The sequence below is a fragment of the Nocardia cerradoensis NBRC 101014 genome (assembly GCF_000308535.1).
Taxonomy (GTDB): domain Bacteria; phylum Actinomycetota; class Actinomycetes; order Mycobacteriales; family Mycobacteriaceae; genus Nocardia; species Nocardia cerradoensis.
This window is the reverse complement of record NZ_BAFW01000140.1, coordinates 1-20,223: the sequence shown is the minus strand read 5'-3', so window position 1 is coordinate 20,223 and position 20,223 is coordinate 1. Positions and strand designations below refer to the sequence as shown.

Genomic DNA, 20,223 nt, shown 5'->3' with positions numbered 1-20,223 from the left:
GTGACCGGGACCGTCGACGCACTGCTCCTGCTGTCCTTCGGCGGTCCCGAACGGCCCGAGGACGTGATGCCGTTCCTGGAGAACGTCACCCGCGGCCGGGGCGTGCCACGCGAACGCCTCGACGAGGTGGCCCAGCACTACCTGCACTTCGGTGGCGTCTCGCCGATCAATGCGCTCAACCGCGAACTGATCGCCGCGATCGAGGCCGAATTCGCCGCGCGCGCAGTGGATCTGCCGGTGTATTTCGGTAATCGCAACTGGCATCCGATGATCGAGGAAACGGTCGCCACCATGCGCGCCGACGGCATCGGCCACGCCCTGGTGTTCCCGACCTCGGCATGGGGCGGATATTCGGGATGCCGCCAGTACGACGAGGACATCGAGCGTGCCCGCGCGGCCGTCGACGGCGCGCCGGAACTGACCAAACTGCGGCAGTACTTCGATCATCCGCTGCTGATCGACTCCTTCGCCGATGCCGTGCGCGCGGCGGTGCGGGAACTTCCGGCCGACTCGCGCGACCGCGCCCGGCTGGTGTTCACCGCTCACTCGATTCCGGTCGCCGCCGACGTCGCGGCCGGACCGCCCGCCGACGGCGGTCACCTCTACAGCCGCCAGGTCGCCGAGGCCGCCCGATTGTGTGCCGCGGCAACGGGTTTCGACGATTTCGACGTGGTGTGGCAGTCGCGGTCGGGGCCGCCGCAGGTGCCGTGGCTGGATCCCGACATCGTCGACCATCTGGAAGCGTTGTCCGGCAAGGGTGTCGAGGCCGTCGTGGTCTGCCCGGTCGGCTTCGTCTCCGATCACCTCGAGGTCGTCTGGGACCTGGACAACGAGGCCGCCGAGAAGGCCGCCGAACTGGGTATGGCCTTCGCCCGCGCTGCCACTCCCGGCCCGGATCCCCGCTTCGCCCGGATGGTCGCCGAACTGGTCGGTGAACATCTCCACGGGAACGCACCCCGGCGCTCGGGCACGGTTCCCGGATACGGCTGCACCCGCAACGGGGCGATCTGCGCACCCGGATGCTGTGAACCCGTGCGCCGCCGAAAGTGATCGCCGCCGAGCGGGTATGCCCCCGGTATGAACGGTAGGGTGTGCGCGGGCCGGAGTCCCGCGGTGTCGTGCTCGGTGGCGAGGACCCCTGTGCGAAAGGTGGCGGTGGGGCGATGACGCGGTTCTTCCTCTTCGGTCTGCTCACGGTGGCGGTGGTCGTGCTGGGTGTCATCGCGGCGATCGGTTCGTGGGCCTGGTGGATCCTCGCCGTCGGCGCGGGATTGCTCGTTCTCGTCGGCGCCTACGATCTGGTGCAGCGCCGGCATTCGATCCTGCGCAACTATCCGTTGCTGGGGCATATGCGCTATCTGCTGGAAAGCATCCGGCCCGAACTGCAGCAGTATTTCATCGAGCGGAATTTCGACGGCCGCCCCTTCGACCGCGACGTGCGGACGATGATCTACGAGCGCGCCAAGGGAATTCACGGCGAACTGTCCTACGGAACCGAGCGCGATATCGAGGCGGTCGGCTACGAATTCCTCGTCCATTCGGTGGCCGCGCTCCCGGAACCCGAGCAGCCGCCGCGCGTGCTGGTCGGTGGCCCGGACTGCCGGCAGCCTTATGCCATGTCGCTGCTGAACATCTCGGCGATGAGTTTCGGCGCGCTGTCGGGGAATGCGCTGCGCGCGTTGAACATCGGCGCCGCCCGCGGCGGTTTCGCGCACGACACGGGTGAGGGCGGGCTGACGCCGTTCCATCTGGAGGGCGGCGCGGATCTGGTGTGGGAGATCGGTTCGGCCTACTTCGGCACCCGCACCCGCGACGGCCGCTTCGATCCGGACCAGTTCGCCGAGAAGGCCGGCTACGACCAGGTGAAGGCGATCTCGGTGAAATTGAGTCAGGGTGCGAAACCCGGACTCGGCGGGGTCCTGCCGGCCGCAAAGGTGAGCGAGGAGATCGCCCGCTATCGCGGGGTGCCCGCACACGAGAAATGCGTCAGCCCACCGTCGCATTCGGAATTCCACACCCCGCGCGAATTGATTCGTTTTCTCGTCCGGCTGCGAGAGTTGTCCGGCGGCAAGCCCATCGGGTTCAAATTGTGCGTCGGGTCCCGCACGGATGTCCTGGCGATCTGCAAGGCGATGATCGCCGAGGGGGCCGCACCCGATTTCATCGTCGTCGACGGCGCCGAGGGCGGTACGGCGGCCGCACCGCTGGAATACGAGGACCACGTGGGCCTCCCGCTGACCGACGGGCTGATGACGGTGCACAACGCACTCGTCGGAACCGGCCTGCGGGACCGGATCCGGCTGGGAGCCAGCGGAAAGGTGGCCACCGGCACGGATATCGTCAAGCGATTGGTGCAGGGCGCGGACTTCACCAATGCCGCCCGGGCGATGATGATGGCGGTCGGATGCATCCAGTCCCAGCGCTGCCACACCAATCAGTGCCCGGTGGGCGTCGCGACCCAGGATCCGCGGCGTGCCCGCGCCCTCGACGTCGCCGACAAGGCCGAGCGGGTGCAGCGGTATCAGGAGGCCACGGTGCGCCAGGCGATGCAGATGATGGCCTCGATGGGCGTGCACGACCCCGCCGGACTCGACACCCATATGCTGCGGAAGAAGGTGGCGGCCAACGAGATCCGGTCGTACGCCGAACTCTACGAATGGCTGGCGCCCGGGGAGTTGCTCGTCCATCCGCCGGCGAGCTGGCGCGCCGACTGGGAGGCCGCCGATCCGGATTCGTTCCGCCCGGTCGCGCCCGCCCAGCCGGTCCGGGTGCGATGACTCGGAACGCGGTGCTCAGAAGTCGAGTGCGGGCACCCGCGCGTACACACCGGGGAATCCGGGTTCGGCCGAACCCTTACCCCACGAGGTGATGCCGGCGACCTTGCCGTCCACCAACAGTGGCCCGCCGCTGTCGAATTCAGCGGTGTCGGCGGCGGGGGAGCCCGCGCACACCGCCTCGGCCGGATCGAATTCGGCGGCGTAGGCGACCGCGCAGGCAGCATCGGACACCAGCGGCACCGTCGCCGCCCGCAGCACGCTGTTGGACTGGTCGTCCTCGGAGGTGGCGCCCCAGCCGAGCACCGTCGCCGTATCCCCGTGGGGCGCCCCCACAGCCACGGTCGGCAGGGCGACCGGTGCGCTGAGGACCAGCACGGCGACGTTGTGGTGGTAGCTCAGATCGGTGCCGAACAGCGACACCCGGAAATCCGGGTCGATACGGACATCGGCGATTCCGATGGTGACCCCGCCGTGCCCGGCGACATCGGTGCGGCCGAAGGTCACCGTCGTTCCCGGTAGCGTGCGGGCCAGGGCCCCGCAGTGCGCCGCGGTGAGTACCCGATCCGGGGCGATCAGGGCGCCGGCGCAGAACTGCCCGCCGGTCCGCGTCGGGTAGACGGGCGTGCCGATGGCCGCCAGCCACGGATAGTCGGCGGCGTCGACCGGGGCACCGCCGACCACGGCGTGCGCGCCGCTCGGCGGCACCAGGGCGCAGGCGAACGCGGCGGCGACGGCGCCCACCATCCGGCGCGGAGAAATCTTCATGACGACCTCGATGTTGTATGACGTGCCCGCCGAAAGTTCTACCGTACGACTATGACGAGGTGGAGCGAATTCGCCGGCGCCGCCCCGCGCATCGCCGGAATCTTCCTGCGCCGTCACGCGGCGGCCGGCAATCTGTGCCTGCTGGCGACGACTCGCCGCGACGGATATCCGCGGATCAGCCCGCTGGAACCGCGTCTGTTCGAGGATCACCTGTGGCTGGTCGGTATGCCGCGCACGCGGAAATTCGCGGATCTGCGCCGAGACCCGCGCTTCTGCCTGCACACCGCCACCGTCGACCCCCAGGTCGGTGACGGCGATGCCAAGCTGTGGGGCGTGGTGCGCGAGGTGCCCGACGCCGAGTTGCAGCGGCGCTGGGCCGAATCGCTGTACGCCGATACGGGTTTCGATCTGCGCGGGCAGCGCCTGGATCCGTTCTTCGCCGCCGATATCACCGGCGCCTCCGCGGTCGAGGTGGGCGGCGGGCATATGGACGTGGTGATCTGGAAACCGGACGAGGGCGAGACGGTGGTGCGCAAGCACTGATCCCGTCGGCCGATCGCCGATGTTTCGCGCGGTAAGTGGCCTGCGATCAGCTAATTCACCGCTATTGTGCGGAGGTGGACATCGCGCTGGAGTGGGACCAGCATCCGGGAACGGGTTTGCGGCTGGCCGCCGAATTGGCGGGCCGCACCGGGTTGCCCCTGCTCGAAGATATTTCCGTCGCCGACGGCACCGCCGATCTGCTGGGCGTGATCGCGGCCCGCGGCGGCGGTGAGCTGCTGGGCTGGGCGGAATTGCGCGATGCGGGCCTCGGTGAGGCGTGGGTGCAGGCGGTGTCCGCGCAACGCCTCGTGCACTCGCTGCATCTGGGCCGCGCCGACGAGTCCGAACCGCAGGCGGCCGAAACCGAGATGGTCTGCCGGCTGACCGCCGAGGCCGTGCGCCGGGCCACCGCCGCCGGGTACCGGGTGTTGCGCTGGCAGGGCACCGACATCGGGCCGTCCGGCCGGGCCGCGGTCGAACTGGGTGCGCGGCGGGTCGACGAGTACGCGCGGCTGTGGGAGCTCGACCTCACCCGGCCTCCGGTCCCGGACACCAGTGCGCCGCTGCAGCGGCTGGTGCACACCCTCGCCGAATCGGCCGACCCGCCGGGCCGGGTGCTGCTCACCACCGTGCTCTCGGCCCGGTCGGCGACCGAACCGATCACCACGATCACGACCTTCGCCGGCGGCGCCGAGGCCTACATCAGCGCCGAGGAGGGGTTCGCCCACCGCGAGGCCGATGCCGATCTGCTGACCGCCGCCTTCGGTGCGGTCGTGGCCGAACTGCGCGCCGTGATGCCCGACATCACCATGTTGCGGGTATTCGAATTCGACGACGAGGCGTTGCGCGCGGCACTGGCCCGGCTCGGCATGCGAGTCTGCGGGCGCTACAACGACTACGAACTGAACCTGCCCGAGTCGCCTACGGGTGAGGCCGCGACCTAACGCGGACCGGCCGCCGCGTTCACCGCGGACAGGCGGGCGGCGCGCAGAGCGTTCCACAGCGGCCGCAGCAGCGTCTCCTGAGCCTGCACGGCGCTGGCCGAACTGGGGGAGGAGGGGGCCGTCTGCTGGGCCACGGTGAGGATCGCCGCCACATGGTCGGCCGAATCGAGGATGCGGCGGGCCCGCAGCGGCGCCGAGTCGGGGTAGATGTGGCGCGAGCAGGCGGCCAGTTCGGCCTCGATCAACTCCCGCGGATCGTCGTCACCGCCGACCGCGGTGGTGTGCAATCGCATCAGGGCCTCCGCGGCCTCGCGCACCGCCTCCCGCATCGCGTACTCGGCCTCGCCGAGCGCCATATCCGGTGCGGGCACCGGAACCGGGGTGTGGAACACGGTCCACTGCAGCGATTCCTCGTCGGTCCACTGCGGCACCAGCGCCACGCCCTCGCCGCCGGGGACGCCGGCGATCACGCCCTCCTCGGCATCCATTGCCGCCGTGGCGAATTCGGTGCCCACCGGCAATCCGCGCGCATCGCCCGGCACCGGCAGCACCAGCCGCATCTGCGCTCCCGGCGCGGCCATCGCCTCGCGAATGACCTTGAGCAGGACCATGATTCCGGTGCCGGCCTCCAGCGGCTCGGCCGAGGGCCACGGCAGTCCCGTCCGTCCGCCGGTCAGCGGGTCACCGGCGGCGACACTGTGCTGCGGCGACCAGGCGCGCAACGCGTCCAGCACGTCGTCGGGCGCGCTGCGGCCCGCCAGCCACGAGCCCGCCCACACCGTCAGCGTGGCACTGGGAGAACACATGGTTCGAGGATAGTGGTGCCGCGGCGATCCCGTGGGCACTGGTGCAGCTATCGTGCGCGCGAGGGTTGCCGCGACACCACCGGTCAATCCCGCGAAAAGGCTGCGGCGGCGGCCATTTCGAGGTCGAGATACGGTTTACCGCTGACATCCTCGACGACCTGGTGCATGATTCCGCCGGTGAACGGGAACGGCGCGTGGTAGCGCGGGGATACCGACCGGCCGCCGTCGCGACCGATTCGCACGCCCTCGCCGACGCCGGAGAACACCGTCGGCTGGGTCCGCATATCGTCGAGCGATCCCACCGGATTCTCGTCGATGTAGAGGACCGCCTCTCCGGTCGGGGTGAAATTGTCCGGCCGCGTGCCCTTCCGTTCGTAACGCATGCCCAGGATGTGGTCGCCCACCGGTACCGGGCGGTCGGAGACCATCACCTGTTCCTCCTCGCCGAGGAAGTTGTAGACGTAGTACAGGTGGCCGTCCTGCAGGAACAGCGTGTGCCCGCCGAGTCGCCCGCCGTGAGCGAACAGCACGCCCTCGGCGTCGGGACTCGTGATCGTCGTCTCGGCGAGCAGCGCGAAGGACCGGCCGCGGATCTCCAGGGCGGCGCCCGGACCCACCTCGGCGATGCCGGGATAGTAGACGGCGCTGTCGCGGGTCTTGGCGTACGTCGGCCGGTCGCGCAGCATCACCGAGACGATGTCGAGGTCGTAGAGCGGCAGGCCGTTGTACTTCTCGGCCTCGGCGAACCACAGCGCCTTCAATTCCTCCAGCTTCTCGGGACGATCGCCGGCCAGGTCGTGCATCTGGCTGCGGTCTTCCTCGATGTGGAACAGCTCCCAGCGGTCGCTGTCGAAATGTCCCCAGCCCGACGGGCACGCCGCGTGCACGGTGTCGGCGAACCATCCCCGGTGCCAGATGCCGCGGGTGCCCAGCATCGAATAGAACTGGGTGTGCTTGCCGGTGTCGGCGCCCGGGTCGTCGAGCAGGGCCCGGAAGCTGACTCCCTCCAGCGGGCGCTGCGTCACGTTCTTCACCGTCTCCGGGGGCGTGATGCCGAGCAGTTCGTAGATCGTCGGGGTGACATCGCAGACGTTGAGGTACTGGTGGCGCAGTTCGCCCCGGGCGGCGATCCCGGCCGGCCACGAGAGCAGACAGGCGTCGGCGATGCCGCCCTCGTGGGAGGCGTAGCGTTTGTACAGCTTGTACGGGGTGTTGAACGCCATCGCCCACCCGATGCTGTAGTGGTTGTAGGTGGTCGGCGATCCCAGTTCGTCGAGTTTGGCCAGGCTGTCCTCGATCGTGTCGATGTAGCCGTTGAAGAATTTCATCTCGTTGGCCGAGCCGTTCGGACCGCCCTCACCGCTGGCGCCGTTGTCGGAGAAGGTGACGATGATCGTATTGTCCAACTGCCCGCTCTCCTCCAGATAGTCGAGGAGCCGCCCGATCTGCGCATCGGTATAGGACAGGAAACCGGCGAAGACCTCGGCCTGGCGGCGGAACAGCCGTTTCTCGTCCTCGGACAGCGAATCCCATGCCCGCACCGTGTCCTGCAGCGGCCAGGGCTCGCCGTTGCTTCCGGTGGCGTCCGCGTACGGGTTCATCGGCGACAGTTCGGTGTCCTCCGGGATCAGCCCCATCCGCTTCTGGTTCTCCAGCACGATCTCGCGATACTTCTCATATCCCATATCGAATCGGCCGCGGTATTTGTCCGCCCATTCGCGCGGGACGTGATGCGGCGCATGACCGCATCCGGGGCACAGGTACATGAACCACGGTTTGTCCGGGGCGATGACCTTCGCGTCGCGGATGAACTCGATCGACTTGTCCGCCAGGTCTTTCGAGAGGTGATAGCCGTCCTCCGGCGAGTACGGCGGTGTGATCGGGTGGTTGTCGTAGACGAGATTGGGATACCACTGGTCGGCTTCACCGCCGAGGAATCCGTAGAACCGTTCGAATCCGCGCCCCAGCGGCCAATGGCGTTTCGATGCCGCCAGATTGTTCTCCTCCAGCGGCGTCATATGCCATTTGCCGACGGCGTAGGTGTTCCATCCGCGTTCGGTGAGGACCTCCGAACACAGCGCGGTGTCGTCGGGAATCCGGCCGCTCATACTCGGGAAGCCGTCGGTGAACTCTTCGATGGTCGCCATTCCGACCGACGTCGGATTTCGCCCGGTGAGCAGTGACGCGCGAGTCGGGGAGCACAGCGCGGTCGTGTGGAACTGGGTGAATTGGATTCCGCGGTCGGCGATTCGCTGCATATTCGGCATCTCGACCAGCCCGCCGTAGCAGTCCCAGGTGGCGATTCCGATGTCGTCCCACACCAGATACAGCACATTGGGCGCGCCGCGCGGTGCGGTCGGTTCCGCGAACGGCTTCCAGTCGGCGACGGAATCACGGATGTCGAGCGCGATATGTCCTTCGAATTTCTCGGCCACCATCCACCTCCGGGCGGAGAGTCGTCGGATCGTCGTCGATCCGATCCGGCCGGGCCCGCACGGGTCCATTCGTGGTCGTCGGGCGCGGCCTCGATGCCTGCTGATGACTCTCGAGCTCATACGAACCGCTGCTCGCGCGAACCGCCGAGAGTCGATAGGGACTGCCGTGCGACGGCCACTCGTCCGGTTCGCGAACGGCATCCGGATATTGGCTGGTCACACCCTGTGCGCCCATAAATGGTACCGGGCGGAGGGGTCCGGAGGTGGGTTAGTGGAGAAAGAGGCGGCTCACGATCGGCCGCCCCGATCAGGCTTGATGGACGGTCCGGCCGCGCCCGAACATCCTGCCCAGTCCGCGCTTGGGCGTGGCGGGCTGGGTGCCACCGACCGGCTGGGACGCGGTGTGCGGTGCGTCCGCGGTGGCGGCGGGACCGTAATAGATGGGAGCGTCGCGGCGGGTGGCGTCCAATTCGCGGCGGGCGGCGCTCGCGCGGCGGGCGTTGCGGCGGCTGCCCGCGAGCAGCAGGCTCAACCCCGCCATGCCGACGGCGCCGACGACGATGCCGTAGAGGAACAGCGTCCCGGTGGAGCCGGTGAAGTGATAGCCGAAGGCGGTGAAATTGCCGTTCAGAGCATGGCCTGCGCCGGTGTTGACGACCACGCCCACGACGCCGGCGACCACCGCGGCGATGAGGATGACGAGCCCGAGAATGACGATCATGACGATTCCTTTCCTGCGATCGGAATGCCGCGCGGGTTCCGCCCCAAACCTCCCCGAGATTCCGGATATCTCGAGTGGCCGGTTCGTTCACCGGGAATCGAACGCGACTATTGCCGGTAGGTGGACAGGAAGCGGCCGATGCGCTCGATGATGGATTCCAGTTCGTCGGCGTGCGGCAGGGTCGTGATCCGGAAATGGTCGGGGGTGGGCCAGTTGAAGCCGGTGCCCTGCACGATGTGCAGCTTTTCCTGCAGGAGAAGGTCCAGGACGAATTGTTCGTCGTCGTGAATGGGGTAGACGCGGGGATCGATGCGCGGGAACGCGTAGAGGGCGCCCTTGGGTTTCACGCAGGTGATGCCCGGGATCGCGGTGAGCGCCTCCCACGCGCGGTCGCGCTGTTCGCGCAGGCGCCCGCCCGGCAGCGTCAGGTCGTAGATGCTCTGATGTCCGCCCAGTGCGGCCTGAATCGCTTGCTGCCCCGGCACATTCGCGCACAGCCGTAGTCCCGCGAGCATGGTGAGACCCTCGAGGTAGTTCTCCGCGTGGCCGGTGGGACCGGAAACGACCAGCCAGCCGGAGCGCAGACCCGCGCAGCGATAGGACTTGGACAGTCCCGAGAAGGTCAGGCACAGCAGGTCGGGCGCCAGCGCGGCGATCGAGGTGTGGGTGAGTCCGTCGTAATAGATCTTGTCGTAGATCTCGTCGGCGAAGACGACCAGGTTGTGACGGCGCGCGATGTCGAGGATCGGCCGCAGTACCTCGGGCGGGTAGACGGCGCCGGTGGGGTTGTTCGGATTGATGAGCACGAGGGCGCGGGTGCGGTCGGTGATCTTGGCGGCGATATCGGCCGGGTCCGGATACCAGTCGGCGCCCTCGTCGCAGATGTAGTGCACCGCCCGGCCGCCGTTGAGGGTCGTCGCCGCGGTCCACAGCGGGAAATCCGGTGCGGGAACGAGAACTTCGTCACCGGTCTCCAGGAGCGCGGTGAGTGCCATCATGATCAGTTCGGAGACGCCGTTGCCGAGGAAGACGTCCTCGACGTCGATGTCGGTGACCCCGAGGGTCTGGTAGTACTGGACCACCGCGCGCCGCGCGGGCAACAGGCCTTTCGAGGACGAGTAGCCGCTCGAGACCGGCAACGTCCGCACGATGTCCTGCAGGATCTCCGCGGGCGCCTCGAAGCCGAACGGCAGTGGATTGCCGGTGTTGAGTTTGACGACGTGATGGCCTTCGGCTTCCAGTCGCGCGGCCTGTTCGGCGACGGGGCCGCGGATCTCGTACGAAACCCCCATGAGTTTGCTGGACTGGTTGACCTGCATGAACATCCCCTTCCGGCGTGTAGGCCGCCTACTGTACTTGGTTATTCCAAGTTTGCGCTTGGAATTTCCAAGCGCTGGGATAGGGTGGGGATGTGCCACGCCGAACCTATGACCACTACTGCCCGGTCAGCCGCGCGCTCGAAGTCGTCGGCGATCGCTGGAATCTGCTGGTGGTTCGCGAATTGTGCTCGGGGCCACGGCGATACAGCGATCTGTTCGCCGACCTTCCGGGCATCAGCACCGATATCCTGGCGGCCCGGCTGAAGGATCTGGAACGCGACGGCATCCTCACCCACCGCAAGGTGGGGTCGCGCTCGGCCGCCGCCGTCTATGAGCTCACACCGACCGGCGCGGCGCTTCGGCCTGTGCTGCAAGCGCTCTCGGAATGGGGGGCGCCGCTACTGGGTGATCGCCGCGCGACCGATGCGGTGCGCGCGCACTGGTTCGCGCTGCCGCTGGGTCGCGCGATCGCCGACGTCGTGCCCGCGGGCACGGTCACCGTGTACATCGGCGACACGGCATTGCACTACGTCATCGGCACGGCGGGCATCAGTCATCACGAGGGCCCCGCGCCGGCCGCCGACCACGAATTCCGGCTGGCGATGACGGAGGCGACCGAGATCGCTACCGGCGCACGGCATCTCGCCGATGTCGTGGGGGAGCCGGGGCGCGGGGCCGCTCGTGAAGCTGGGTGACTACCTACCGATCGAGTTCGGCGGTGACGAGGACCTGCACGGCCTTCTTGTCGACCTTGCCGAGTCCGGTCAACGGCAGCGCATCGACCACGATGACGTGTTTCGGAGCTTGAACCGAACCCTTGCGGCGCTTGACATCCTGCTGGATGTCGTCGATCGCCGCGGCCACCGCGTCGGGATCGGCGGCGGTGGCCGGATCGAAGACGACCGCGGCGGTCACGGCCTCGCCCCAGCGCGGATCGGTGATGCCGACGACGGCAACGCCCTGCACGCGGGCGTCGGCGGCGATGACATCCTCCACTTCCCGGGGGAAGACGTTGAAGCCGCCGGTGACGATCATGTCCTTGCTGCGCCCGACGATATGCCAGAAGCCGTCGGGATCCTCGCGCGCGAGATCTCCGGTGTGCAGCCATCCGTCGCGGAAGGTCTCCGCGGTGACCTCCGGCAGGTTCAGGTAGCCGCCGGCCAGCAGGGGCCCGGATACGCAGATCTCGCCGACCTCGCCCGGTGCCACCCGCTGTCCGTCCGTGCCGATCAGCCCGGTGCGCAGCGTCGCGGACGGACGGCCGCACGAGGTCAGCCGCGCCTCGTCGTGCTCGTCCTTGCCCAGGTAGCTGATCACCATCGGCGCCTCGGACTGGCCGTAGTACTGGGCGAAGATGGGGCCGAACCGGGCGATGGCCTGCGTCAGGCGTTTCGGATCGATCGAGGAGGCGCCGTAGTAGATCGTTTCCAGCGACGACAGATCGCGCGAGTCGATATCGGGATGGTCGAGCAGCGCGTACAGCATCGACGGCACCAGCATGGTCGCGGAGATGCGGTGTTCCTCGATGGCGCGCAGCACCTCACCGGCGTCGAATCGCGGAAGCACCACGCATTGCCCGCCCTGCAGCACCACCGGCAGGAAGAACGCGGCGCCCGCATGCGACAGCGGTGTGCAGATCAGGAACCGCGGCCGCTGCGGCCATTCCCATTCCGAGAGCTGGATCTGGGTCATGGTCGCCATGGTGCCGGCGGTGCCGATGACGCCCTTTGGCTTTCCGGTGGTGCCGCCGGTGTAGCTGATCGAGACGACGAAATCCGGTGGGATGTCGACCGCTTCGATCGGTTCCGGAGTGAATTCCGCTGCGGCGGAGATCAAGTCGACGCCGATGTCGGCCAGTTCCTCCGGGACCGGGCCGAGGACGAGGATCCGCTTCAGTTCGGGTACCCGGTCGGCCAGTTCGCGCGCCCGGCGTACGAACGCGGGCTGCGGATCGATGACGAGATTCGTGATGCCGGCGTCGGTGAGCACGTGCACGTGGTCGTCGAGGCCGCCCATCGGATGCAGTGCGGTGCGCCGATGTCCGGCGATCTGGCCGGCGCCGAGGATGAACAGCACCTCCGGGCGGTTGAGGGCGAGCAGTGCGCTCGGGGTGCCGAGCCCGACCTCGTGGGCGGCGAACGCGGCGATGTAGCGGCTGATGGCGTCGATGACGTCGGCGCCGGTGAGGACGGTGTCACCGAGGGTCATCACCGGCTCGCGCCGATGGCGCCGCAGGCCGGCGAGCAGGGCGTGGCCGTTGTGGGTCGGCAGCCGCAGCAGGGTCGCGGGATCGATTGTGCTGGTTTCTGTTTCGGGCATGTCTGTGCTCCTGGAGGGGAAGTCGTCCGGGGTCAGGAGGTCTTGTGCGGTACCGCGGTCACCAAGCCGCCGTCCACGACGAACTCCGAGCCCGTCGCGTACGAGGATTCGTCGCTGGCGAGGAACAGCACGAAGGTCGCCACCTCCTCGGGCTGAGCCGGACGGCCCAGCGGAATCGTCACCAGATCGTCGGGAATGGCGGCGGTCATGGGGGTGCGGATCAGTCCGGGATGCAGGGAATTCACGCGAATGTTGTGCTGCGCCAGCTCCAATGCGGCCGACTTCGCCAGGCCGCGCACGCCCCACTTGGAGGCGACGTAACCGTGGGCCCACGGCGCACCCCGCAGTCCCTCGATGGAGGAGACGTTGACGATGGATCCGCCACCGGCGGCGATCATCGGATCGACCGCTGCCTGCATGCCGAGAAACGTTCCGGTCAGGTTCACGTCGAGGATGCGGCGCCACTGTTCCAGCTCGAACTTGCGCAGCGAATTGCCGTTGACGATGCCCGCGTTGTTGACCAGCACGTCGAGTTTGCCGAATTCGCCGACCGCCGTGGACACCGCAGCCGCCCAGTCCTCGGGCGCGGTCACGTCGAGGTGCACGAAACGCGCGGCGTCGCCGAGTTCGCCGGCCAGAGCCGCACCCTCGTCGTCGAGGATGTCACCGATCACGACCTTGGCGCCTTCGGCGACGAGCAGCCGCGCGTGGGCCGCACCCATACCTCGCGAGCCCCCGCTGATGAGTGCAATTTTGCCGTCTACACGTCCCATGCCGGTGACGCTACCATGCAAACTGGAACATGTTCTAGACACTGTTCCAGAGGTCCGGCCGCTGTTCGCGCGGGTGATCCGTTGTCGGCCGCCGAGTGATCGTAGTACTGTCCAGACACTTGTCCGACTGTGGCTCGTGTGATCACCCGCCGGTACGGCAGCGACGCCGGCCGCGGTGCCGCAGCGATCCGAGGAGAAACGAATGCCCATCCGCGTCGTGCACATCGGCACCGGCAATGTCGGCCGGCTCGCACTGGCCGGCCTGATCGAGGACCCGCGCTTCGAACTGGTCGGCGTGTGCGTCTCGACGAAGGAGAAGATCGGCAAGGACGCCGGCGAACTGGCCGGCCTGGACGTCACCACCGGCATCCGCGCGACCGGTGAGCCGGCGGAGGTGCTCGCCCTGCGCCCGGACTGCGCGGTCTACTGCGCGATGGGCGATACCCGGCTGCTGGAAGCGCTGGAGGACTGCCGCCGCATCCTGGCCGCCGGCGTCGATATCGTCGGATCCGCTCCCGGGCTCTTGCAGTATCCGTGGAAGGTGTTGCCGGACAAGTTCTTCGCCACCATCGAGGCGGCCGCGCGCGAGGGTGATGCGAGCATCTTCATCACCGGCATCGATCCCGGCTTCGCCAACGATCTGATTCCGCTCGCCTTCGCCGGCACCTGCCGCGACATCGAACAGGTGCGGTGTTCGGAGATCGCCGACTACGCCACCTACGACGGCGCGACGGTCATGTTCGATGTGATGGGATTCGGCAAACCCCTCGACGAGGTGCCGATGCTGCTCCAGCCCGGAGTGCTGGGCATGGCCTGGGGCACGACGATCCGGCAACTCGAGGCCGGGCTGGGCATCACCGTCGACGAGATCACCGAATCCTACGAACGGGAGCCCGCGCCGGAAAGTTTCGACATCGCGGCCGGGCATGTGCCCGAAGGGTCGGTCGCGGCACTGCGTTTCGAGATCCGCGGGATGGTGAAGGGCCGACCGGTCATCGTCATCGAACACACCACCCGGCTGCGCGGCGATCTGCGTCCCGATTGGCCGCAGCCGGCCCAGCCCGGCGGGTCCTATCGGGTCGAGATCGTCGGCGAACCCTCCTATACCGTCGACATCTGTCCCACCAGCCGCCACGGCGACCACAACCACGCGGCGATCGTGGCCGCCGCGGGCCGGATCGTCAACGCCATCCCCGCGGTGGTCGGCGCCCCCGCCGGAATCCGCACCGCGCTCGACCTGCCGCTGATCGCCGGAAACGTTGTGGCCGAATGACGTCGGGGCCGATACTCGTCACCGGTGCGTTCGGGCTGGTCGGCACCGCGCTGGTGCGCACCCTCGCCGCACGCGGGTCCCGTGTGGTCGCCACCGACCTCGACATACCGGCCAACCGCCGCGCCGCGCGGGAGTTCACCGGTGCCGGCGTGGAGGTGCGGTGGGCGGATCTGACCGTGCCGCAACAGGTTCGCGAGCTGCTGCGATCGGTGCGCCCGAGCGCGATCGTCCACCTCGCCGCGATCATCCCGCCGGTCTGTTACCAGCGCCGCGGACTGGCCCGCGCCGTCAACGTGGAGGCCACCGCCACACTGCTCGACGCCGCGGCGGAGCTCGCCACGCCGCCGCGGTTCGTCCTCGCGTCGAGTATCGCGGTCTACGGCGCTCGCAATCCGCATCGGTCCGGCGGACTGCTCACGCCGGACACCCCGGTGCGGCCGACGGATCTGTACGGCGCGCACAAGGCCGAGGCCGAACAGTCGGTGCGGGCGTCGCGACTGGAATGGGTGATCCTGCGGCTCGGCGGCGTACTCACCGTCGAGCCGATGCTCGGCCTGGACGCGGACATGCTCACCTTCGAGGCGGCGCTGCCGGCCGACGGGCGAATCAACACGGTCGACGTGCGCGATGTGGCCGCCGCGTTCACGGCCGCGATCGGCACGCCGTCCGTACGCGAGGTCTTCCTGATCGGCGGCGACGCGTCACATCGGCTGCGCCAGAGCGAGATAGGTGCCTCGATCGCCGCCGCCTCCGGGTTGCCGGGGGCCATACCGCGCGGACTGGACGGGGACCCGGACAGTGAAGCGGACTGGTTCGCCACCGATTGGATGGACACCGTCCGCTCCCAGGAAGTGCTGCACTTCCAGCACCACTCCTTCCCCGATATGCTCGCCGAAATCCGTTCCAGGACAGGTAAATTGCGGTTGATCACCCGCCCGTTCGGTCCGGTGGTGCGCTGGTATCTCGGCCGGTTGTCGCCGTACCGCGACGGCTCGCCGACATTCGCCGACCCGTGGGGTGCGATCCGCGCGCGATGGGGCGATCCGGAACCGGATCGCTGATCGCCGCGGCTCCGGACACGGTGCCGGAGCCGAACGAGCGGACGTCATCGATAGATGATCCGGGTCGCGACATGTTCGACCGAGCAGGTGCCGCTGTGCAGTGAGTAGCCCATGCTCGCGGTCAGCACGATCCCCAGATAGACGGCCTCCAGTGCCTTCATGCGCTCCGGATCGAGGTCGGAGCCGGTCGCCGCGCGAATGCGGCGCCGGATTTCCGGTGCGATCAGAGTCCGGGTGCTCGCGACGTCGAACGGGCTGTGCGGTGTTGTCGCCATAGCGTGTCGTTTCTTCCCCTCCGGTACGGAGGAAGTGACTGAGATCCTCGGCGCCACGGAGGTGGACACCTGTCTGGACAATATTACACTTTGACGGGTACCGCAAAGTCCGACCGCCCCGTCACCGTGCGGCGGGGCCCGTGAATTCCGTGAGTGAGCGATGACCGAGGAAGAACAGGCAATCATCGATTTCGCCGTCCTGTGGCTGCCCTACGGCGGGCCACCCGACGAGGAGATCCTCGTGCGTTTCGGCATGAGCGAGCAGCGTTTCCGCGCCCGGCTCGCCGACATCGTCGCCGATCGCGGCACCAATGTGGATCGTGCGTGGCGCAGGCGAGCCGCGGTGCTGCTGCGGACGTATCTCGGCAGCGAACCGCAACTCGACCTCTCCCGCACCCGCCCGCCGGTGGATCTACGTGTCGTCGTCCAAGAGGGCACGGAGCGCTGAGTCGGCGACCTGCCGCAACTCGTCGCGGCTGCGCCCGGCCGCGGCCTGGACGGCGATGCCGTCGGAGATGGTGTGGACGAGTGCGGCCAGGGTGGCTGGATCGTGACGGGAGGGCAGGTCGGTGGCCTGCTCGAGCCGCCGGCGCAGGGCCGTCTCGCCGGCTTTGCGTACCGTGACGGCGTCCTGACGTGCAGCGTGCGCGTCGGGTCCGCAGGCTTGAACGGTCTTGACGCACAGGCAACCACGGGGCGTGCCGTCGCCTGCTGCCAGGTCGACGGCTCCGTGGATCAGTCGCTCGACGACCTCGCGGCCGGTCGGCGCGGTCAATGCGGCGGTGGCGTAGGCGCCGGGGCCGTCGAGGTAGCGGGCGAGGACCTTGCCGAACAGTTCCTCCTTGTTGCCGAAGGCGGCATAGAGGCTGGGCTTGTTGATGCCCATCGCCGTGGTCAGGTCGGCCAGTGAGGTGCCTTCGAAGCCGTTGCGCCAGAACGCCTCCACTGCGCGGTCGAGTGCGGTGTCTGTGTCGAACGAGCGTGGGCGTCCGCCGGGCATGCCGTCCTCCGGTGTCCTCTCCGTAATTGTTTACCTATCGGTACATTACCGCTTGCGTGCGAAGGCCGCTCCCTCTAGTTTCTTACCAAAAGGTACACAACTAGAGAGTGGGATCCATGATCCGAGTCGGAGTTGTCGGGGCCAGCGGTTGGGCGGGTAACTCACACCTGCCCGCGCTCGCGGCGCTCGAGGAGTTCGAGGTGACCGCGGTCGCGACCACCAACCAGGCCAGCGCGGATCGGGCGGCGGCCGCTCACGGGGTACGGCACGCCTTCGCCGATGCGGGCGACCTCATCGCACACGCCGAGGTCGACGTGGTTGTCGTCTCGGTGAAGGCATCCGGGCACGCCGCCGTGATCAAGGCAGCGCTCGCCGCCGGTAAGCACGTCGTGTCCGAGTGGCCGCTGGGCATCGACGCCGACGAAGCGGCCGGGCTGACCGAGGCCGCGGCCGCCGCCGGCGTCGTCCACGCGGTCGTCCTGCAGGGCCACCATTCGCCGAACGCCCGTTTCGTCGCGGACCTGCTGGCCGACGACCGGATCGGTACGCTCGAATCGGTCGCGCTGGTGGCGGAGGGCGCCCCCTGGGGCGGCAGTCGGATAGGGCCGAACCTGGTGTTCGGCCTCGACCCTTCGGCGGGCACCACCATCCTCACCATCATGGCCGGTCACTTCCTGGCCACACTCGAATGTGTCGCGGGCCCACTGATCGAAGTCTCCGCACGGCTGCCCCGCACGCACGACCGCGTGCTCATCGCCGGGACGGAGCAGTGGGCACCCAACGCCACACCCAGCCACGTGCTGCTGCACGGACTGCTCGCCGGCGGCGCCACCGCTTCGGTCGCCGTGCACGGCGGTAACGGACCCGCCCGGTACGGATTCCGCCTCGAACTCGTCGGCAGCGAGGCAACGTTGACCGCCACCCCGACCCAGCCCGGGAGCTTCATCCACTGGGGCGACTGGGACATCCGGATCGGAGACGAGACCCTGACGGTGCCCGACACCTATCGCACCATCCCCGCCGGCGTCCGGTCCGGCCCACCGGCCAACATCGCAGCCCTCTACCAGGAGGTCGCGCGAGCCATCGCCGAAGCCCGGCAACCACATCCCAGCTTCGAGACCGCCCTGCGACACCACCGACTCCTCGCCGCCATCGAACAGTCGGCGGCCGACGGAACCGTCCGGCACATCCCGTAGCCGGCTTTCACCCTCCCCTCGGCATTCGGCCCGGGGACATCACGCGGCGGGAGTGATCCTCAGCAGCACCACGCCGTGGGCGGGGATGTCCGGCACGACGACGCGGCCGTCGGTCACCGACGTCGTCGCGGCCCAGATGTCGCGGACGGCGTACGACTGTGCTTGTGCGAGACCGGCTTCGGTGGCGCTGGTTGTGAGGGTGAGGGGGTGCTCACCGGGGTTGAGCAGGGCCACGGCCACCGAACCGTCGGACAGGGGTTTGGTGAGGATCCGGTGCTCGCGAGGCAGCGGGACGGCGGGGGCTACGCGCGAGTCCTGGTCGATGGCGATAACACCGGCGTCGGTGAGCAGGGCGCGGGTGGATTCGCTCATCGTGCGGATATCGTTTCCCGCGATGAGCGGTGCGGACAGCATCGCCCACAGCGACAGGTGCGCCTGCTCCTCGATGGGTGAGAGGGTGCGTGGATTGCGCAGCAGCGCCAGCGTTTCCGGGGAGATCCCCAACCGGCGGGCCAGATAGGCGGTCTCGTCGGCGCTGAGCGCCGACCGTCGCACGGCGGTTCCGGGCAGGCCGTCCAGATGAGCGCCGAGGAATTGCGACATCGACTGTCCGACGACCAGCATGTCCGGGTCGGGCCAGTATCCGGGCCGGCTGGGCCGGGCGCGGAGCGCGGCGTCGGCCTCGTCGGCGACACCGCGGACCGACGTGGTGTCGAATCCGCCGATATCGGGTTCGGGAAAGATGTTGCGCCACATCGGGATCAGATCGTCGGAGCTGCGGGCCGAATCGGCGACGGCCGACCAGTCGTAGTCGACGCCGGCGCGGGCGTCGGCGGAGCTGTTCGGATTGATCATGTAGACGATGCCGCGTCCGGTCGATCGCAGCGCGTCGCGCATCCGGGCGAAATCACGAACCTGCTCATCGTGATTCGCGTCGGTCCGGCACCAGTCGTATTTGAGCAGGTCGACACCCCAGCCGGCGAATCGCCGCGCATCCTGCAGCTCGTGGCCGCGGCTCGCGGTCGCCGGGCTCTGCCCGCAGATCTCGTTGAAGGGACTGGAATACAGGCCCAGAGACATGCCGTGCTCGTGGGCGTAGGCGGCCACCGCGGCCATACCGTGCGGGAACCGGACCGGATCGGCGACGAGATCACCCGACGAATCCCGCTGCGGGGCAGCCCAGCCCGCGTCGAGGTCGACGTAGCGATAGCCGGCATCGCGCATCCCGTCCGACACCATCGCGTCGATCGTCTCGCGCACCGACTGCTCGGTCAGCGTGATTCCGGAATCCCAGGAATTCCACCCCATCGGAGCGGTCGCTCGCACGGGCGCCGGTTCGAACACCGGTGGACGCACCACGCTCCCGGTCACGGCCGCAGCCACCGCGACGACACCCGCCCCGAGCACCGCGAGCCGGATCGCCCTGGCGCGTCTCACCCGAGATACTGCGCGTACCAGTCGGTGACGCGCTGCCAGGCGGCGGCGGCCGCGGTGGGCTGGTAGTTCGGGCCGGTGTCGTTGAAGAACGCGTGATTGGCATCGTCGGCGACGAAGATCTCGTGCGGCACGCCGGCTCGGTTCAACGCCGCCTCGGCGGCGGGGCGGGTGGCGTCGACGCGTTGGTCGAGCGCGCCGTACACCGCCAGGACCGCACTCGCGGAGGTGATCTCACCGCCCTCGGGGTACGGGCCGTAGAACGGCGTGGCCGCGGCCAGCTCCCGGGTGCCGTGGGTGAGCAGCAGCCAGGTGAGACCGCCGCCGAAACAGAAACCCGTGGCGCCCAGCTTCTTTCCCGGCACCCGGCGTCCCAGTTCCGTCAGTCCGGACTGCAGATCGGCGAGAAAACGGTCCTGCGGTGCCTTGCCCAGTGCCGCGGTGGCGGCGGCCGGATCGGTGAAGGTGGCGGTACCGCCCTCCTCGGAGAGCAGATCCACCGCGAGCGCGGAATAGCCGATTCCGGCGAAACGTCCGGCGACGGAACGGATGTGATCGGTGAGGCCCTTGTTCTCGTGGATC

20 protein-coding genes are annotated in these 20,223 nt (G+C 68.5%); 9 read left to right on the top strand and 11 right to left on the bottom strand.

Annotated features, from left to right (window positions below; genetic code table 11):
• Together ON23_RS14675 and ON23_RS14670 are read left to right on the top strand one after the other, a co-directional pair.
• Entirely contained in the window at positions 1 to 1,050 is a 1,050-nt protein-coding gene (locus ON23_RS14675; RefSeq protein WP_039778815.1) for a ferrochelatase, read from the top strand.
• A 113-nt stretch (positions 1,051 to 1,163) separates the two neighbouring features.
• Entirely contained in the window at positions 1,164 to 2,777 is a 1,614-nt protein-coding gene (locus tag ON23_RS14670; protein ID WP_039778814.1) for an FMN-binding glutamate synthase family protein, read from the top strand.
• A 15-nt stretch (positions 2,778 to 2,792) separates the two neighbouring features.
• Here ON23_RS14670 and ON23_RS14665 read toward each other — a convergent pair whose 3' ends face one another.
• Positions 2,793 to 3,542 (bottom strand): S1 family peptidase, encoded by a 750-nt coding sequence (locus ON23_RS14665; RefSeq protein ID WP_039778813.1) that lies wholly within the window; start codon positions 3,540 to 3,542, stop codon positions 2,793 to 2,795.
• Between the two features lie 51 nt (positions 3,543 to 3,593).
• Here ON23_RS14665 and ON23_RS14660 point away from each other — a divergent pair, with 51 nt between their 5' ends.
• Positions 3,594 to 4,085, top strand: a complete 492-nt coding sequence (locus ON23_RS14660) for a pyridoxamine 5'-phosphate oxidase family protein (RefSeq protein ID WP_039778811.1) — start codon at positions 3,594 to 3,596, stop codon at positions 4,083 to 4,085.
• 74 nt (positions 4,086 to 4,159) lie between these two features.
• Positions 4,160 to 5,029, top strand: a complete 870-nt coding sequence (locus tag ON23_RS14655) for a hypothetical protein (RefSeq protein ID WP_157170223.1) — start codon at positions 4,160 to 4,162, stop codon at positions 5,027 to 5,029.
• On the opposite strand, the gene ON23_RS14650 is transcribed toward ON23_RS14655, so the two are convergent.
• The 4 genes from ON23_RS14650 to ON23_RS14635 form a co-directional block, all read right to left on the bottom strand.
• Positions 5,026 to 5,835 (bottom strand): Rv1486c family protein, encoded by an 810-nt coding sequence (locus ON23_RS14650; protein WP_039778808.1) that lies wholly within the window; start codon positions 5,833 to 5,835, stop codon positions 5,026 to 5,028. The genes ON23_RS14655 and ON23_RS14650 overlap by 4 nt on opposite strands.
• 83 nt (positions 5,836 to 5,918) lie before the next feature.
• Entirely contained in the window at positions 5,919 to 8,273 is a 2,355-nt protein-coding gene (locus tag ON23_RS14645; RefSeq protein ID WP_039778807.1) for an arylsulfatase, read from the bottom strand.
• A 304-nt stretch (positions 8,274 to 8,577) separates the two neighbouring features.
• Entirely contained in the window at positions 8,578 to 8,991 is a 414-nt protein-coding gene (locus ON23_RS14640) for a hypothetical protein (RefSeq protein ID WP_051042696.1), read from the bottom strand.
• Between the two features lie 107 nt (positions 8,992 to 9,098).
• Positions 9,099 to 10,310, bottom strand: coding sequence for a pyridoxal phosphate-dependent aminotransferase (locus tag ON23_RS14635; RefSeq protein WP_039778827.1), 1,212 nt, complete (start codon positions 10,308 to 10,310; stop codon positions 9,099 to 9,101).
• 92 nt (positions 10,311 to 10,402) lie between these two features.
• Between ON23_RS14635 and ON23_RS14630 the strand changes: the two genes are divergently transcribed.
• Positions 10,403 to 11,005, top strand: a complete 603-nt coding sequence (locus ON23_RS14630) for a winged helix-turn-helix transcriptional regulator (RefSeq protein ID WP_039778806.1) — start codon at positions 10,403 to 10,405, stop codon at positions 11,003 to 11,005.
• A 4-nt stretch (positions 11,006 to 11,009) separates the two neighbouring features.
• Here the strand turns inward: ON23_RS14630 and fadD8 are convergent, their stop codons facing one another.
• Together fadD8 and ON23_RS14620 are read right to left on the bottom strand one after the other, a co-directional pair.
• On the bottom strand, positions 11,010 to 12,629 hold the full coding sequence (gene fadD8 / locus ON23_RS14625; protein WP_051042695.1) for a fatty-acid--CoA ligase FadD8: 1,620 nt from the start codon (positions 12,627 to 12,629) through the stop codon (positions 11,010 to 11,012).
• A 32-nt stretch (positions 12,630 to 12,661) separates the two neighbouring features.
• Entirely contained in the window at positions 12,662 to 13,402 is a 741-nt protein-coding gene (locus ON23_RS14620; RefSeq protein ID WP_039778805.1) for a glucose 1-dehydrogenase, read from the bottom strand.
• 202 nt (positions 13,403 to 13,604) lie between these two features.
• Here ON23_RS14620 and ON23_RS14615 point away from each other — a divergent pair, with 202 nt between their 5' ends.
• The gene (locus tag ON23_RS14615; protein ID WP_039778804.1) at positions 13,605 to 14,675 is read left to right on the top strand and encodes an NAD(P)H-dependent amine dehydrogenase family protein; all 1,071 of its coding nucleotides are present in this window, start codon (positions 13,605 to 13,607) and stop codon (positions 14,673 to 14,675) included.
• Positions 14,672 to 15,736, top strand: a complete 1,065-nt coding sequence (locus ON23_RS14610; RefSeq protein WP_039778802.1) for an NAD-dependent epimerase/dehydratase family protein — start codon at positions 14,672 to 14,674, stop codon at positions 15,734 to 15,736. Before ON23_RS14615 ends, ON23_RS14610 begins: the two co-directional genes overlap by 4 nt.
• Positions 15,737 to 15,780: 44 nt before the next feature.
• On the opposite strand, the gene ON23_RS14605 is transcribed toward ON23_RS14610, so the two are convergent.
• Positions 15,781 to 16,011, bottom strand: coding sequence for a hypothetical protein (locus ON23_RS14605; RefSeq protein WP_039778801.1), 231 nt, complete (start codon positions 16,009 to 16,011; stop codon positions 15,781 to 15,783).
• A 160-nt stretch (positions 16,012 to 16,171) separates the two neighbouring features.
• Here ON23_RS14605 and ON23_RS14600 point away from each other — a divergent pair, with 160 nt between their 5' ends.
• Entirely contained in the window at positions 16,172 to 16,459 is a 288-nt protein-coding gene (locus tag ON23_RS14600; protein ID WP_039778800.1) for a DUF3263 domain-containing protein, read from the top strand.
• Here ON23_RS14600 and ON23_RS14595 read toward each other — a convergent pair.
• Positions 16,424 to 17,011, bottom strand: a complete 588-nt coding sequence (locus ON23_RS14595; protein ID WP_039778798.1) for a TetR/AcrR family transcriptional regulator — start codon at positions 17,009 to 17,011, stop codon at positions 16,424 to 16,426. The two genes, ON23_RS14600 and ON23_RS14595, sit on opposite strands and share 36 nt — an antisense overlap.
• Before the next feature lie 116 nt (positions 17,012 to 17,127).
• Here ON23_RS14595 and ON23_RS14590 point away from each other — a divergent pair, with 116 nt between their 5' ends.
• Positions 17,128 to 18,207 (top strand): Gfo/Idh/MocA family protein, encoded by a 1,080-nt coding sequence (locus ON23_RS14590; RefSeq protein ID WP_083903965.1) that lies wholly within the window; start codon positions 17,128 to 17,130, stop codon positions 18,205 to 18,207.
• Positions 18,208 to 18,246: 39 nt separating this feature from the next.
• Here ON23_RS14590 and ON23_RS14585 read toward each other — a convergent pair whose 3' ends face one another.
• Together ON23_RS14585 and ON23_RS14580 are read right to left on the bottom strand one after the other, a co-directional pair.
• Entirely contained in the window at positions 18,247 to 19,644 is a 1,398-nt protein-coding gene (locus tag ON23_RS14585) for a glycoside hydrolase family 27 protein (RefSeq protein WP_245555951.1), read from the bottom strand.
• Positions 19,641 to 20,223, bottom strand: a 583-nt coding sequence (locus ON23_RS14580; RefSeq protein WP_039778797.1) for a dienelactone hydrolase family protein, incomplete at its 5' end; no start/stop codon positions are given. The genes ON23_RS14585 and ON23_RS14580, both read right to left, overlap by 4 nt.

Bases quoted from the DNA above. Each gene is read 5' to 3' on its own strand.
- ON23_RS14670 (WP_039778814.1), top strand. From the start codon at position 1,164: ATGACGCGGTTCTTCCTCTTCGGTCTGCTCACGGTGGCGGTGGTCGTG.
- ON23_RS14665 (WP_039778813.1), bottom strand. From the start codon at position 3,542: ATGAAGATTTCTCCGCGCCGGATGGTGGGCGCCGTCGCCGCCGCGTTC.
- ON23_RS14660 (WP_039778811.1), top strand. From the start codon at position 3,594: ATGACGAGGTGGAGCGAATTCGCCGGCGCCGCCCCGCGCATCGCCGGA.
- ON23_RS14650 (WP_039778808.1), bottom strand. From the start codon at position 5,835: ATGTGTTCTCCCAGTGCCACGCTGACGGTGTGGGCGGGCTCGTGGCTG.
- ON23_RS14645 (WP_039778807.1), bottom strand. From the start codon at position 8,273: ATGGTGGCCGAGAAATTCGAAGGACATATCGCGCTCGACATCCGTGAT.
- ON23_RS14640 (WP_051042696.1), bottom strand. From the start codon at position 8,991: ATGATCGTCATTCTCGGGCTCGTCATCCTCATCGCCGCGGTGGTCGCC.
- ON23_RS14635 (WP_039778827.1), bottom strand. From the start codon at position 10,310: ATGCAGGTCAACCAGTCCAGCAAACTCATGGGGGTTTCGTACGAGATC.
- fadD8 (WP_051042695.1), bottom strand. From the start codon at position 12,629: ATGCCCGAAACAGAAACCAGCACAATCGATCCCGCGACCCTGCTGCGG.
- ON23_RS14620 (WP_039778805.1), bottom strand. From the start codon at position 13,402: ATGGGACGTGTAGACGGCAAAATTGCACTCATCAGCGGGGGCTCGCGA.
- ON23_RS14615 (WP_039778804.1), top strand. From the start codon at position 13,605: ATGCCCATCCGCGTCGTGCACATCGGCACCGGCAATGTCGGCCGGCTC.
- ON23_RS14610 (WP_039778802.1), top strand. From the start codon at position 14,672: ATGACGTCGGGGCCGATACTCGTCACCGGTGCGTTCGGGCTGGTCGGC.
- ON23_RS14605 (WP_039778801.1), bottom strand. From the start codon at position 16,011: ATGGCGACAACACCGCACAGCCCGTTCGACGTCGCGAGCACCCGGACT.
- ON23_RS14600 (WP_039778800.1), top strand. From the start codon at position 16,172: ATGACCGAGGAAGAACAGGCAATCATCGATTTCGCCGTCCTGTGGCTG.
- ON23_RS14595 (WP_039778798.1), bottom strand. From the start codon at position 17,011: ATGCCCGGCGGACGCCCACGCTCGTTCGACACAGACACCGCACTCGAC.
- ON23_RS14590 (WP_083903965.1), top strand. From the start codon at position 17,128: ATGATCCGAGTCGGAGTTGTCGGGGCCAGCGGTTGGGCGGGTAACTCA.